Origin of the sequence: Pseudomonas sp. VA159-2, from assembly GCF_024126635.1 — a bacterium.
Lineage (GTDB): Bacteria > Pseudomonadota > Gammaproteobacteria > Pseudomonadales > Pseudomonadaceae > Aquipseudomonas > Aquipseudomonas muyukensis.
On record NZ_JAMYBV010000003.1, the window covers coordinates 180,535 to 195,229 of the forward strand.

General features: G+C 66.7%; 13 protein-coding genes. 2 read left to right on the forward strand and 11 right to left on the reverse strand.

What is annotated here, in order from left to right; translation table 11 throughout:
* The first annotated feature begins 32 nt into the window (after positions 1-32).
* The gene (locus NJG22_RS04475; protein WP_217851430.1) at positions 33-1,262 is read left to right on the forward strand and encodes a spore maturation protein; all 1,230 of its coding nucleotides are present in this window, start codon (positions 33-35) and stop codon (positions 1,260-1,262) included.
* Here NJG22_RS04475 and NJG22_RS04480 read toward each other — a convergent pair.
* The 9 genes from NJG22_RS04480 to NJG22_RS04520 all read right to left on the reverse strand — a co-directional run bounded on the left by NJG22_RS04480 (position 1,244) and on the right by NJG22_RS04520 (position 11,615).
* Complete coding sequence (locus NJG22_RS04480) at positions 1,244-1,858, reverse strand: ABC-type transport auxiliary lipoprotein family protein (RefSeq protein ID WP_253092880.1); 615 nt, start codon at positions 1,856-1,858, stop codon at positions 1,244-1,246. The two genes, NJG22_RS04475 and NJG22_RS04480, sit on opposite strands and share 19 nt — an antisense overlap.
* A complete protein-coding gene (locus NJG22_RS04485) occupies positions 1,855-2,793 on the reverse strand; it encodes an MlaD family protein (protein WP_253092882.1) in 939 nt (312 codons plus the stop codon). The genes NJG22_RS04480 and NJG22_RS04485 overlap by 4 nt, the downstream gene beginning before the upstream one ends.
* 3 nt (positions 2,794-2,796) lie before the next feature.
* Positions 2,797-3,582 (reverse strand): ATP-binding cassette domain-containing protein, encoded by a 786-nt coding sequence (locus NJG22_RS04490; protein ID WP_253092884.1) that lies wholly within the window; start codon positions 3,580-3,582, stop codon positions 2,797-2,799.
* Complete coding sequence (locus NJG22_RS04495; RefSeq protein WP_253092886.1) at positions 3,579-4,712, reverse strand: ABC transporter permease; 1,134 nt, start codon at positions 4,710-4,712, stop codon at positions 3,579-3,581. The genes NJG22_RS04490 and NJG22_RS04495 overlap by 4 nt, the downstream gene beginning before the upstream one ends.
* A gap of 87 nt (positions 4,713-4,799) precedes the next feature.
* Complete coding sequence (locus NJG22_RS04500; protein WP_253092888.1) at positions 4,800-5,819, reverse strand: DUF5924 family protein; 1,020 nt, start codon at positions 5,817-5,819, stop codon at positions 4,800-4,802.
* A 122-nt stretch (positions 5,820-5,941) separates the two neighbouring features.
* A complete protein-coding gene (locus NJG22_RS04505) occupies positions 5,942-7,348 on the reverse strand; it encodes a pitrilysin family protein (protein WP_253092890.1) in 1,407 nt (468 codons plus the stop codon).
* A 31-nt stretch (positions 7,349-7,379) separates the two neighbouring features.
* Positions 7,380-9,038 (reverse strand): Na/Pi cotransporter family protein, encoded by a 1,659-nt coding sequence (locus NJG22_RS04510; protein ID WP_253092892.1) that lies wholly within the window; start codon positions 9,036-9,038, stop codon positions 7,380-7,382.
* A 425-nt stretch (positions 9,039-9,463) separates the two neighbouring features.
* Positions 9,464-10,234, reverse strand: a complete 771-nt coding sequence (locus NJG22_RS04515; RefSeq protein ID WP_134689024.1) for a TerC family protein — start codon at positions 10,232-10,234, stop codon at positions 9,464-9,466.
* Positions 10,235-10,307: 73 nt separating this feature from the next.
* Positions 10,308-11,615, reverse strand: coding sequence for a CitMHS family transporter (locus tag NJG22_RS04520; RefSeq protein ID WP_253092894.1), 1,308 nt, complete (start codon positions 11,613-11,615; stop codon positions 10,308-10,310).
* A 268-nt stretch (positions 11,616-11,883) separates the two neighbouring features.
* Here NJG22_RS04520 and NJG22_RS04525 point away from each other — a divergent pair, with 268 nt between their 5' ends.
* Entirely contained in the window at positions 11,884-12,285 is a 402-nt protein-coding gene (locus NJG22_RS04525; protein ID WP_253092896.1) for a GFA family protein, read from the forward strand.
* A gap of 119 nt (positions 12,286-12,404) precedes the next feature.
* On the opposite strand, the gene NJG22_RS04530 is transcribed toward NJG22_RS04525, so the two are convergent.
* On the reverse strand, positions 12,405-14,363 hold the full coding sequence (locus NJG22_RS04530) for a DUF4105 domain-containing protein (RefSeq protein WP_253092898.1): 1,959 nt from the start codon (positions 14,361-14,363) through the stop codon (positions 12,405-12,407).
* A complete protein-coding gene (locus NJG22_RS04535) occupies positions 14,360-14,680 on the reverse strand; it encodes a DUF2388 domain-containing protein (RefSeq protein WP_253092900.1) in 321 nt (106 codons plus the stop codon). The genes NJG22_RS04530 and NJG22_RS04535 overlap by 4 nt, the downstream gene beginning before the upstream one ends.
* Positions 14,681-14,695: the final 15 nt, after the last annotated feature.

A 14,695-nucleotide genomic window follows, 5' to 3' on the forward strand; every position in this document is an offset into this window, starting at 1 on the left:
CATTCGGGCATTTTTCACGGGGGAATACACGGATGCTCAACGGCCTGTGGCTCGGCTTTTTCCTGGTGGCGGCCATCTCCGCCCTGGCCCAGTGGCTGGTAGGCGGCAATGCCGGCATCTTCGCCGCCATGGTCGAGAGCATCTTCGCCATGGCGAAGTTGTCGGTGGAAGTCATGGTCCTGCTGTTCGGCACCCTGACCTTGTGGCTGGGCTTTCTCAAGATCGCCGAGAAGGCCGGCATCGTCGAATGGCTGGCCAAGGTCCTCGGCCCGCTGTTTGCCCGGCTGATGCCGGAAGTACCGCCCGGCCACCCGGCCCTGGGCTTGATCACCATGAACTTCGCCGCCAACGGCCTGGGCCTGGACAACGCCGCCACGCCGATCGGCCTGAAGGCCATGCGCGCGTTGCAGGAGCTCAACCCCAGCAGCACCACGGCGAGCAACGCGCAGATCTTGTTCCTGGTGCTCAACGCCTCGTCGCTGACCTTGCTGCCGGTGACCATCTTCATGTATCGCGCCCAGCAAGGCGCCACCGACCCGACCCTGGTGTTCCTGCCGATCCTGCTGGCCACCAGCTGTTCGACCCTGGTCGGCCTGCTGTCGGTGGCCGTGATGCAGCGCCTGCGCCTGTGGGACCCCGTGGTGCTGGCATACCTGATCCCCGGCGCCTTGCTGTTGGGCGGTTTCATGGCGTTCCTGGGCACCTTGTCGGCCGCCGCCCTGGCCGGCCTGTCGTCGATCCTCGGCAACCTCACGCTGTTCGGCGTGATCATCCTGTTCCTGGTGATCGGCGCGTTGAAGCGGGTGCAGGTGTACGAAGCCTTCGTCGAAGGCGCCAAGGAAGGCTTCGATGTGGCCAAGGGGCTGTTGCCCTACCTGGTGGCGATGCTGGTGGCGGTCGGTGTGCTGCGCGCCTCGGGCGCCCTGGAGCTGGCCCTGGATGGCATTCGCCATGCAGTGAACTGGATGGGCCTGGATACCCGCTTCGTCGAAGGCCTGCCCACCGCGCTGGTCAAGCCGTTCTCCGGCAGCGCGGCGCGGGCCATGTTGATCGAGACCATGCAGGCCCATGGCGTCGACAGCTTCCCGGCGCTGGTGGCGGCAACCATCCAGGGCAGCACCGAGACCACCTTCTACGTGCTGGCGGTCTACTTCGGCGCGGTGGGTATCCAGCGGGTGCGCCATGCCGTTGGCTGTGCCCTGCTGGCCGAGTTGTCCGGGGTGATCGCGGCGATCTTCGTCTGCTACTGGTTCTTCGCCTGAGCCTGGGCGACCGTCCAGGCGATCAGCTGGCGCGCCAGCACATCGCTGGCCGCGCCGAAGCCGGCAACCACTGCCGGCACTTTCCCATCGTTGAGCGGCTGGCGCACCTCGAAACGTTTGCTGGCGAGGATGCGCTGGGTGCGCCCCTGCACCAGGCGTGCGTCATAGCGGATCACCACCTCCAGCTGCGCGCCGGCACGGTACTCGCTCTGGAACGCCTGCAGCTCACCGGCCAACTCGTAGTCGGCTTGCAGGTTGCTGTCGTCGGCGCTCAGGCGCTGCACCCGGCCGTCACGCTGGAAACCGTCGAGCAGACGATTGCGCAGCAGCATCGGCACCGGGTCGCTCCAGCGCGCGCCCTTGTAGCTGCTGATCACGTCGCCTTGGGGGATCACCGCGATGCGCGGGCCGGCCAGGGCTTCGCTGGTCAACGGTTTGTTCAGGCGCAGCGACCAGTCCAGCGGCGCGGCGTTGGCCGTGGCCTGGCTCACCGGCAGGCGGTAGATATCCACAGGCTCGCTGTGCGGCAGGATCGAGCAGGCCGAGACCAGGCCCAAGGTGGCGGCCAGCGCGGCCAGGCGCAGCGACGGGATCATGGCTGGAACTCCTTGTTGTTGTCGCGGCCCAGCAGGTAGCCGCTGGGGTCGGCCTCCAGGCGCCGGGAAATGCCCTTGAGGGCGTTGAGGGTCTCGCGCAGTTCACGGATGGCCGGGGCCAGCTGATTGAGGCCCTGGGCGCCGTCGTCGAGGGACTGGCGGTTGTCCTTGAGCAGGCTGTTGATGGTCGCGGTGCTCTCGGCCAGCGCCTGCATGGCCTGCTCGGCGCTGCCGATGGCCTGCTTGCCCTGGTTGCCGAGCAGGCCGTTGGCGTTGCGCATCAGCGCCTGGGTCTCGGCCAGGGTGGCATTGGCCTGGCGGCCGACTTCGGCCAGTTGCGCCAGGGCGTCGGCGATGCCGCCGCGCTTGCTGGCGAAGGCGCCGGTGGTCTGGTCGAGGTTGGCCAGGGTGTTGCTCAGGTGCTCGACGTTGCTTTGCGAGAACATCTGGTTGGCGTTGTGCAGCAGCAGGTTGATATTGGTCACCAGGTCGCTGCTGTCGTTGAGCAGGCGTGAAATCGGCGATGGCGAGGCGACGATCACCGGCAGCTTGCCATCCTTGCCCTTGAGCTCGGGGCTTTGCGGGGTGCCGCCGCTGAGCTGGATGAACGAGTTGCCGGTCACCCCGGCCAGGGTCAGCTTGGCCTGGGTGTCCTGCTTGACTGGCGTGTCGGCGCTCAGGCGTATCCGTGCCAGCACCCGGCGCGGATCCTTGGGGTCCAGGCGCAGGGTGCTGACGTCGCCCACCTTGATGCCGTTGTACTGCACCGGGCTGCCGCGCGACAGGCCGGACACCGCCTCGTTGAACACCACTTCGTAGTCCTTGAAGGTGTCGTCGACGCTGGCCTTGGTCAACCACAGGCCGAACAGCATGGCGCCGGCCACCACCAATACGGTGACCAGGCCGATCAGGACATGATGAGCTCGGGTTTCCATCGTTCAGCGCTCCTGGCGGGCGCGCAGGGCGGCATCTTCGGCCGCCCGGCCGCGCGGGCCGTGAAAGTATTCGTGGATCCAGGGATCAATGGTCTGCTCGACCTCGGCCAGCGGGCCGGCCACCAGCACCTTCTTCTGCGACAGCACGGCGATGCGGTCGGTGATGGTGTACAGGGTGTCGAGGTCGTGGGTGATGAGGAACACCGACAGGCCCAGGGCGTCGCGCAGGGTCAGGATCAACTGGTCGAAGGCGGCGGCGCCGATCGGGTCGAGGCCGGCGGTGGGTTCGTCGAGGAACAGGATGTCCGGGTCAAGGGCCAGGGCGCGGGCCAGCGCGGCGCGCTTGATCATGCCGCCGGACAGCGCCGCCGGGTACTTGTCGGCGGCGCTGATCGGCAGCCCGGCCAGGGCCAGCTTGACCCCGGCCAGGTGCTCGGCGTCGGCCCGCGACAGCCCGGCATGCTCGATCAGCGGCAGGGCGACGTTCTCGGTCACGGTCAGCGACGAGAACAGCGCGCCCTTCTGGAACAACACGCCGAAGCGCCGCTCGATCAGCGAGCGTTGCGCCTCGCTGGCCGTGGCCAGGTCCTCGCCGAACACCTTCACCCTGCCCTCGTTGGGCCGGCGCAGGCCGACGATGCTGCGCAGCAGCACCGACTTGCCGCTGCCCGAGCCACCGACCACGGCGAGGATCTCGCCGCGGTACAGGTCCAGGTCGAGGTTCTCGTGCACGCTCTGGCTGCCAAAGCGGTTGCACAGGCCCCGGGCTTCGATCACCGCTTCGCTCACCAGCCCATCTCCATGAAGAACAGCGCGGCCACGGCGTCCAGGACGATGACCACGAAGATCGATTGCACCACCGCCGAGGTGGTGTGGGCGCCGACCGACTCGGCGCTGCCACTGACCTTGAAGCCTTCCAGGCAGCCGATGGCGGCGATCAGGAAGGCGAAGAACGGCGCCTTGGCCAGGCCCACCAGGAAGTGCTGCACGCCGATGTCGCTTTGCAGCAGCGAGAGGAACATGGCCGGCGAGATGTCCAGGGTCAGGGCGCAGACCACCGCGCCGCCGACCATGCCGCAGAGCATCGCGACGAAGGTCAGCAGCGGCAGCGCGATCAGCAACGCCAGCACCCGCGGCACCACCAGCAGCTCGATGGGGTTCAGGCCCAGGGTGCGGATGGCGTCGATCTCTTCGTTGGCCTTCATCGAGCCGATCTGCGCGGTGAAGGCGCTGGCGGTGCGCCCGGCCATGAGGATGGCGGTCAGCAGCACGGCGAACTCGCGCAGGAAGGAGAACGCCACCAGGTCGACGGTGAAGATGGTCGCGCCAAAGTCGGCCAGCACCGTGGCGCCGAGGAAGGCCACCACCGCGCCCACCAGAAAGGTCAACAGGGCGACGATCGGCGCGGCGTCCAGGCCGGTCTGCTCGAGATGGGCGACCACCGGGGTGACGCGCCAGCGGTGCGGCTGGAACAGGCGCAGGAACAGGGTCTGCAGGATCAGGCCGATGAAGCCCAGCACCTGGAGGGAGTCCTGCCAGAGCTGATCGACGGCGCAACCGATGCGAGCCAGCAGCAGGATCAGCACCGGTCGTTCGGGTTGCTTGACCGGGATGCAGTAGTCCTGCACCGAGCAGTACACGTTCTTCAGTAGCGCGCGGCTGGCTTCGGGGAGCTCGTCGGTGCAGTGGGCCAGGCGCTTGGCACCGAGCAGTTCGGCCAGCAGCGAGGCGCCGGCGGTGTCCAGGCGGCCAAGCTGGCTGAGGTCGGCGAGGGTGTCGTCGGCGTATTGGCTGCCCAGGCGCTCGCACTCGCGCTTGAGGCTGCTGTAGTGGGCCAGGGTCCAGTCGCCGACGATACGCAGGCGCGACGGCTGCTGGCTGGTGTCCAGGGTGGCGCTGGGGACGGTCATGGGCTCCATGCTTCAGACAATGGGCGGCGAGTCAGATCATAGCGCAGCAGGCTGCATTCCTATAGGCGCGGCCTTGTGTCGCGCCTACAGGGTTGCTCAGCGAGCGGTGTCGTCGACCACCTTGAAGCGCAACACCCCGATCACCTGGCCATCTTCGGTCAGCACCCGCACCTGCCACTTGCCCACCGGGTTCGGCGGGAAGTTCTGCTTGTGGGTCCAGGCCCGGTAGCCTTCCTTGCGCCCACCGTGGATATCCAGGGCGATACGGTCGACCTCTTTGCCGTCGAGCTGCCACACATGGTAGATGCGCTCGTCCAGGCCCCGTGGGGCGTTGATCGCGGTGTAGGCGTACAGCCCGCCATTGCGGATGCGGCTGGCGGGCACTTGCTCCAGCGAGGCCCCCGGCTGGCGGTTGATCACCTCGGTGCTCACCGCCACATCGGTCATCCACAGGGTCGCCGGTGGCACCCAGGAGCGCATCAGCCACCCGCCCCCGCCCACCGCCAGGGTCAACAGCACCAGGGCCACGCCGCGGCGCCAGTTGTTGATCGGGAAGCTGCTGGCCAGGCTCGGGAACGACAGCAGCATGGCGGCCCCCAGCGCCAGCTTGAAGCTTTGCGCGGTGGTCAGGTGCAGGATGATCGGCAGCGCCGTGAGCATCGCCGCGAACAGCGTCAGGGTATGCAGTGCGAGGAACAGCCAGCGCCGTGGCGCCAGCCATTTGTAGTACAGCGGGTCGACGATGGAGATCAGCCCGGCGGCGCCGAGCAGCCCGGTGAAGATCAGCTGGCCGCTGTTCCAGGTGGTGGTGATGAAGAAGAACGGCAGGACGAAGAACAGGCTCTCCTGGTGGATCAGCTGGGTGGCGTAGCGCAGCAGTGGCTGCGGGATCTCGCGCTTGAAGGTGCGGGCGAACAGCTCGGTAAGGGTGTTTTCCAGCATCAGCCAGACCCAGCTGACCAGCATCAGGATGGCGATCCAGCTGGCCAGGCCGGCCTGGCGGTCGACCAGGATGAAGCTGCCGATACCAGAGAGGAAACCATAGAGCGCGATGATGCCGGGGTAGCGCTTGAGCAGCTCGATGAGGCGCAGGATGAAGCTGGGGATTGGGAGCATGGGTCTACAACAGCAAGGGGCGTGTGCGAGGCGTCATGGAAGCGGGCTTGCCCCGCGATGGGCTCATCGCGGGGCAAGCCCGCTTCCATGCAGACGCTGTTGGCCGACAGGATACCGCCGAATCACGGCGCCCGTGTAGCGCCGCTGGGCTTGGCCGCTGCCTGGCGGCGCTGGCGTACCAGCCCGACCGCGAGGAGCAGCGCCAGCCCCAGCGCCACCAGGCCGTACAGCTCGTCATAGCCCAGCAGCGGCTTCTCGATGCGCAGGTAACCCGGGTCCTTGAGCAATTCGCGCAGCGCCGCGTCGGCCTGCTTCAGGCTGACCTGGCGCAGTTTGCCGATCGGGTCGGCGAAGCGCCCGTCCTCATAGGCGTTGAGCGCGCCCCAGTAGTAGTCGGCCAACGCCGCGTTGCCCTGGGTGGTCCAGCTTTCCCGGGCGATCGCCGCCTCCTTGATGCGGGCGAAGGTGTCCGGGTCCAGGCCGTGCTTGCGCAGGTGCTCGAACAGCTGCTCGAGCACCTTCACCGCCGCGTCGAGGTCCTGGCGCTCGAGGTCGGCGTTGAGGCTGAACAGGCCGCTGTCGCCGAAGCTCTCGCGCTGCACCGACGGCCCGTAGGACAAGCCATGGCGTAGGCGCAGCTGGTCGTACAAGGCCCAGTCCAGGTAGCGCGACAGCAGCTCGAGGGTCTGGTCGTGGCCCTCCTCCAGGGTCGGCTCGAGGAACAGCCAGTGCAGCTTGACGTTGTCGCCCAGCCAGCCGCGGGTCAGGCTGCGCCGTTGCTCGGCCTGCTGGCTGATGCTCTCGAGGCTGCGGCGTTCTTCCGGCTCGGTTGCCGGCAACTCGCCAAAAGTGCGTTCCAGATAGGCCGGCAGCAGGCGGTCGAGGCCGCCGACGACGATCAGCGACATGTTGTTGGCCGCGTACCAGTGCTCGCGCAGATGCTGCACCTGCTCCAGGGTCATGGCGTCGAGGTCGGCGCGTTCCGGGCATTTCAGGCCCAGCTCGGTGGCCAGCTGGTCGCTGGCCGGGTGGCCGATGTCCTGGCGGTCGAGCCAGCGTTGCAGGCGCCCGTAATGGCCGCCATCCTCGCGCTCGATGATGGTCTTGGCGGTGGCCAGGGCCTTGGCGTCGATGCGCGTGTCGCGGATCACCGCCAGCAGCAGGTCGAGCACCTTGCGCTGGTTGCGCGCCGGCGCTTCGATGACGAAGGTGGTGTCGGCGCTGCTGGTGTAGGCGTTCCACTCCCCGCCCAGGGCCTGCATGCGCTCCTCCAGGCCGCCTTCGCCGGTGTCGTCGATACCGCTGAACAGCAGGTGCTCGAGCAGGTGCGGCAGCTCGCGCTGGTCGCAGGCGAAGTCGTCCAGGCCAACACCGACCACCAGACGGATCGACACATGGTCGCGCTCGTAGCCCGACTTGAGGATCACCTGCAAGCCGTTGGGCAACAGGTAGCCCTCCACCCGCGAGCGGTCGAGGGCGAGGGTCGGCAGGCTGCAGATCAGCAGGCAAACGAACATCAGGCAACGCATGGGCGAGCTTCGGTCTCCGGGGTGTGTCGGTTCAGGGCTGGCGGGCCTCGTCCGGCACGCTGTCGAGCATCAGCCCGCCGGTGTCGGTGCCGCCCAGTACCACATAGGCACTGCTGCAGAACAAAGAGTTCAACCGTTTCATGTCGGCAATGAGCTCCAAGTGTAGCGAACTGGTTTCGATACTTTGCACCACTTTACGTTGCAGGCGGCTGACATGGGCGTGGGCCAGGCGCCGCTCCTGGGCGCGGAAGCGACGTTTTTCACGCAGCAGTTGGCGCGCGCTGTGCGGGTCGGCGCTGAGGAATACCGACAGGCCCAGGCGCAGGTTGGCCAGCAATTGCTCCTGCAAGCCGGTCAACTCCTCCAGGCCGACCTGGGAAAACTCCCGGCGTTGCGAGGTCTTCTGCTGCTGGACCTTGCGCAGCATGCGCTCGATCAGGTCGCTGGCCAGCTTGAGGTTGATCGCCAGCTCGATGATTTCCGCCCAACGCCGGTTGTCCTGCTCGCCAAGGTCTTCGCGGGGCATCTGTGCCAGGTACAGCTTGATGGCGTTGTACAGCGCCTCGGCGTCCTCGCCCAGGCTGCGCACCTGTTGCGGCATGGCGGTCTGGGTGCCGCGCAGGGCGCCGAGCATGGCCTCGAGCAGGCTGTCGACGATGTCGCCCAGGCGCAAAGTTTCGCGCACGGCGTTGGCCAGGGCCAGGCTGGGGGTGTTCAGCGCGGTCGGGTCGAGGTGGCGTGGCTGGGTATGGCCGTTGCCATGGTCGCGCTCAGGCAGCAGGTAATTGCACAACCGCCCCATGGGCTTGACCGTCGGCAGCATCAGCAGGCAGCGCAAGGTGTTGTAGAGCAGGTGGAAGCCGATCACCAGCTCCTGCGGGCTGAAGCTCAGGCTGTCCATCCACGCCACCAGCGGGTGCAGCACCGGGATGATCAACAGCAGGCCGATGACTTTGTACAACAGGCTGCCCAGCGCCACGCGGCGCCCGGCGCTGTTCTGCAGGCTGGTGGTGAGGAAGGCGAGCAGGCCGCTGCCGATGTTGGCGCCGATCACCAGGCCGATGGCCACCGGCAGGCTGATCACCTCGGCACCGGCCAGGGTGGCTGTGAGCAGCACGGCGGCCAGGCTGGAATAGGAAATCATGGCGAACAGCGCGCCGATCAGCGCGTCGAGGAGGATGTCGCCGGTCAGCGAGGCGAACAGCACCTTCACCCCTTGGGCATGGGTGATCGGCGCGGCGGCGTGGACGATCAACTGCAAGGCCAGGATGATCAGGCCCAGGCCGATACCCACCCGGCCCAGTTGCCCGGCGCGGGTCTGCTTGCGCGAAAGAAAGAAGATCACCCCGAGGAAGATCAGCAGCGGGGACAGCCACGACAGGTCGAAGGTCAGCACCCTTGCCATCAGCGCGGTACCGACGTCGGCGCCGAGCATGATTGCCAGGGCCGGGGTCATGGCCATCAGGCCTTGGCCGACGAACGAGGTGACCAGCATGGCGGTGGCGTTGCTGCTTTGCACCATGGCGGTGACCAGGATGCCGGCGACGAACGCCAGCGGGCGCTTGTTCATGTTCTGCCCGAGCACGCGGCGCAGGTTCGAGCCGTACACCCGCAGGATGCCGGTACGCACGATATGCGTGCCCCATACCAGCAAAGCGACGGCGGAGAGCAGGTTGAGCAGGGTCAACATGGTCGGGCCCCCTTTTCTTCTATGCCCCTGGTCGGGGCCAATGGTGCGGCGGTGAGCCTGGCCCGGGGGTGGGCTGGTTTTTTCCAGTGCTCACTGAAGCTTTAGTTGTTTTGCGCAATGGGTGCCAGCTTGGCATGGGTGAAACCTATTTGAAACATGGGTGCCTGTAGGAGCGGCCTCGCGTCGCGATGGGGCGCGCAGCGGCCCCAGGTTTCAGCAGCGGCGCATCGATCGCCGGGGCCGCTTCGCGGCCCTTTCGCGACACAAGGCCGCTCCTACAGTGCGATCACCCGCGGCTCGCGTACACTTTCCGACCGGCCCAACCAAACCTGTAGGAGCGGCCTCGCGACACAAGGCCGCTCCTACAGGGGACGTGGATGCAAAAAGGGCCCTGCGAAGGGCCCTTTTGTACCGCGCTCCTGATCTTACTGACCCGGAATGTCCTTGCGCAGTTTCACCGGGTCGTGCTCCTTGCCCTTCTTGCGCGCCAGGGCGGTGCGCATGCGGATGTTGATCGCCTCCACCGCCAGCGAGAAGGCCATGGCGAAGTACACGTAGCCCTTGGGCACATGCACATCGAAAGATTCGGCGATCAGCACGGTACCGACGACGATCAGGAACGAAAGTGCAAGCATCTTCAGCGAAGGGTGCTTGTCGATGAAGTCGCTGATGGTGCCGGCGCAGAGCATCATCACCAGCACCGCGACGATGATCGCGGCGATCATCACCGGCACGTGGGAGACCATGCCCACCGCGGTGATCACCGAGTCCAGCGAGAACACGATATCGATGATGGCGATCTGGATGATGGTGTAGAAGAACTTGCCGCCCGCCCCTTTTGGCTCCTCGGCGCTTTCGTCCTCGCCTTCCAGGCCGTGGTAGATCTCCTGGGAGCTTTTCCACAAGAGGAACAGGCCGCCGAAGAACAGGATCAGGTCGCGGCCGGAAATACCCTGGCCGAGCACATGGAACAGGTCGTCGGTCAGGCGCATGACCCAGGTGATCGACAGCAGCAGCATGATCCGCGTGACCATGGCCAACGCCAGGCCGAAGATCCGCGTGCGTGGCTGCATGTGCTTGGGCATGCGGCTGACCAGGATCGAGATCATGATGATGTTGTCGATCCCGAGCACGATCTCAAGCGCGGTGAGGGTGAAAAAGGCAACCCAGATTTCCGGGCTGGTCAGCCATTCCATGTGTATTCCTTCGAGCGGTAAAGGCGAAACGCCCGGATCACGGGCGCTTCGCGGTTGGATGATGCGCTTGTTGTTACAGACTGCTGAACAGCGGGAAAGTCCCCAAGGCCAGCGCGCCGAGCATTATGCACAGGCACACCAGCACTGCCCACTTGAGGGTGAAGCGCTGATGATCGCCGAACTCGATGCCGGCCAGGGCCACCAGCAGGTAGGTGGAGGGTACCAGCGGGCTGAGCAGGTGTACCGGCTGGCCGACGATCGACGCGCGGGCCATTTCCACCGGGGTGACGCCGTAGTGGCTGGCGAACTCCGACAGCACCGGCAGCACGCCGTAGTAGAAGGCGTCGTTGGACATGAAGAAGGTGAATGGCATGCTGATGATGGCGGTGATCACCGCCATGTACGGACCGAACGCCTCCGGAATCACCGCCAGCAGGCTCTTGGACATGGCGTCGACCATGCCGGTGCCCGACAGGATGCCGGTGAAGATGCCGGCGGCGAAAATCAGCCCGCTCACTGCCAGCACGCTGGAGGCGTGGGCGGCGATGCGGTCCTTCTGCTGCTGCAGGCATGGGTAGTTGACGATCATGGCGATGCTGAAGGCGATCATGAACAGCACCGGCAGCGGCAGCACGCCGGCGATCAGCGCCACCATCAGCGCGGCGGTCAGGGCGCCGTTGAACCAGATCAGCTTTGGCCGGCGCGCTTCCGGGAACTGCGACACGCTGATTTCGCTGTGGTCGATGTCGTCGGTAGGCAGGTGCAGCTCGCCCAGGCGGGCCCGCTCGCGCTTGCCGTACCAGTAGGCGATGGCCAGGATCGCCGCCACGCCGAAGGCCATGGCCGGGATCATCGGTACGAAGATGTCCGACGGATCGACGTGCAGGGCGCTGGCAGCGCGGGCGGTGGGGCCACCCCAGGGGGTCATGTTCATCACCCCGCCGGCGAGGATGATCAGGCCGGCCATGATCCGTGGGCTCATGCCCAGGCGGCTGTACATCGGCAGCATGGCCGCGCAGCAGATCATGTAGGTGGTGGCGCCGTCACCGTCCAGCGACACCACCAGGGCCAGCACCGCGGTGCCTACCGAGACCTTCAGCGGGTCGCCCTTGACCAGCCTGAGGATCTTGCGCACGGCCGGGTCGAACAGGCCGGAGTCGATCATCAGGGCGAAGTAGAGAATGGCGAACATGAGCATCACGCCAGTGGGCGCGAGCTTGCTGATGCCTTGCAGCATCATCGGGCCGATGTCGCTGTAGAAGCCCCCGAACAGGGCGAACAGGATCGGTACCAGGATCAGGGCGATCAAGGCCGACAGGCGCTTGGTCATGATCAGGTACATGAAAGTGATGACCATGGCGAAGCCGAGGAAGGTCAGCATGGCAGTACTCCAGGCGTGGCGCGGCGAAAGGAAGGACGCTTCGGGCGGATCAGCGCGTCAGGCGCTGCGCGGGGAGTAGGCGCGGAGGTACGGCGGGGAGGCGGGCACAGGAAAACATCGGGAATCACCATTGTTGTTGTTGATTGGGCCGGGCACGGAAGATTCCGGGTGCCCTGGCTGACCGGTCTTTGCCGGTGGTGGCGCTATCCTAGGTGGGCAAGCTTTCAGCCAGCTTTCGGCTGGCGCCAGGCGACGGGAGGTCGTTTCGATGGTGGATGTCGTGGAAGGCGGGTGTCATTGCGGGGCGTTGCGCTATCGGCTGCAGGCCGACCTGGGCGATGTCGCCCATTGTCATTGCTCGATCTGCCGGCGGGTCAGCGGCGCTACGCTGGTGACCTGGGTCACCCTGGCGCTGGCGGGTTTCCAGTGGCTGGCCGGCTCGCCCCAGCGCTATATGGCGCCGCAGAGCTGCAGCCGGTATTTCTGTGGCAACTGCGGGGCGCACGTGGCGCTGGTGACCGCGCATAGCCCTGACACGATAGACGTGACGGTGGCGACCTTGGATCACCCCGAGCGGGTGCCGGCCAATCGGCATATCTGGGTGGGGAGCCGCTTGCCGTGGTTGCAGGTGGATCAAGGGTTGCCGGAGGAGGATGAGGAGAGCCTTTGAGATGACGGGCTGCGCGGCTGGCATTTGCCGGTGTCTGGGGCCGCTTCGCGGCCCTTTCCGACCGGTCCGACGCCTCGGCAAGGCCGCTCCTACAGCGATGAGGGTGCACCTGGCAGGCCTCAGGGCAACTGCAACCCCCCGGCGGCCTTGTGCAGTGCCCGCAGGCGTTCGCCGATCTGCTTGATGTTGGCCTCCACCGCCTTGATCTGCCTGCCCCGCTCGGGCCCCAGCAGCGCCCTCACCTGCTGGTCCAAGTCGGTGCTCAGGCGCAATAGCTGGGCCTGGCGCTCGCTGCTCACCTGCTCCAGCTGTTTGCGCTCCTGCGGTTGCGGCAGGCCGTAGCCCCCTGCCCCGAGCAATTCCGCCGGGCGGCTGAGGAAGCCGCTGTTGGCCAGCATCGCCTGCAAGGTTTCATTGGCCTTGTCGAAACTGCCGTCCTTGAGCGCGCGGCCATTGAGGTAGCGCTGCTTGACCTCATCCTGGGCCAGCAGCAACTGGCGGCGCAGGCCGGCCTGTTCGAGCAGCAGCAAGGCCGCGCTGGTGCGCAGGTCGGCTCGCTCGAACCACGGGCGGCGTTGTTCGGCATCCAGCGCCAACCAGTCTTCCACTGCCGTCTGCTTGATCGGCAACTGCTTGCGTAGCACGTCGAACATGGCCTGGTAGCGTTCGCGGTAGGAATCGAAGCGATAGCCCAGGCGCAACGCCTCGCGTGGGTCGTCGAGCACGCTGGTATCGGCCAGCCCCCTGCCCTTGAGCACCTCCAGCAGGCCGTTGGGCATGATGTTGTCGAGGTCGTTCAGGCGCGGATTGGCCGTGCCGCTGCGCAGCAGCTTGAGCGACTCCACGGCGCAGTTGTTGGACAGGAAGTAGTAGTTGCCGTCGTAGCTCCAGTGCATTTCGGCGGCCTGGCGCACCAGGTTCTCGATCTCGTTGCGGCTGAGCTTGAGCGGTACCGAGGCCAGGCTGCGCAGCTCGGTCTTGGTGTACTCGTCGATCACCTGCCCCAGCGGCAGCACGAACAGTCGTGACGGGTAGGCGCCGACCAGGCCGTCCCAGCTGGACAACTGCACGTCGTTGACGAAGGCGCGGTACGACAGCACCAGGCTCTGGTCCAGGTCCAGCCGGCAGGCCGGGCCGCGCGGGCGGCCCGGGGCGCAGATCACCAGGCGCAGCATGCTGTGGCCCCAGCGGCTGACCCAGTTCTGGTTGGCCTCGGCCAGCAGGTAGTCCACCTCGTACACCCGCTCCGGGTCGATCTCGCCCAAAGGCTGGCGGGCGAAGTCGTTGCCGGCGTTGAGGAACGGCAGGCCCTTGGCGCAGGTGGCCTGTTCGGGCGCCCAGGCAAAGTGCTCGCGCAGGTACTGGTTCAGCGCCGGGCGTCGGCAGCCGTAGCTTGGGTCGAGGAGGAAGTACTCCATGTTGACCGCGACGAACTCCTTCGGGCTGCTCAGCTCGTAGCTGTCCGGGCTGCGCACGCCCTGGCCGTTGTGCTGCTCGCGCTCGCCCCGGCGGCCGACGTATTGCGGCCAGCCGGCCAGGTCGAGCAGCCGCGGGTCGTCGCTGAGGGTGAAGCGGCGCTCGGCCTGGCCGCGGCAGTCCTGCGGCAGGCCGACCTTGCCCAGGGCGCCCTGCTGGCGCGCGCAGCGGCTGATCAGCCGGCGCTCGGCGCTGGGCCACAGGCGCGCGCGGTCGTAGATATGGGTCAATTCGTGCAGCACGGTGGCCAGCAATTCCTGGCGGACCGTGCCGTGGGGGCGGTTGGTCCGTTCACGGGCGGCGCTGCCATCGACCAGGCCTGGCAGCAGGCGGCGGTTGAGGTCGAGGGTGGCCACCGGCGAGGCCTGCCCGTAGGCGTCCTCGGGCATGCGCGTACTCCAGCTGACCAGGATCTGCCGGTCGAGTTGCTGCTTGAAGCGCGGGGGCAGCTTGGCCATGGCCTCGTCGAGCAGCGCCTGGCTGGCCTGCTGTTGGGCCGAATCGAGGCCGTCGCGTTGCAACAGCAGTTGCAGGTCGGCCAGGGCGGGCGTGCCGAGCAGCGTCAGGGCGCAGCCCAGCAGCCAGGCACGCACGCGCTTCACAGGGCGAGGATAGCTTCGGCCAGCACCTGGTCGCTGGCGTCACGGGCCTCTGGCAGGCGGGCGCGCAGGGTGTCGAACGCGGCTTCCAGCTGGGCGCCGCGGATATCGCCGTTGCTGGCGACGAAGCTGGCGGCGTCGTCGTGGGCCTCACGGACCACTTTGGAGTCGCGTATCGAGGTGGTGGTGTCCGAGGTGAAGTCGATCGAACGGCCAAAGGCACGGACGATGATGTTGCTGGTGGCCACCAGGGTGTGCGCCTGGGCCAGGTCGGCGAGCAGCAGCATGCCGAGGGTGGCGGCGATCAGCGGTTTACGCATGGAGCATCTCCGGAA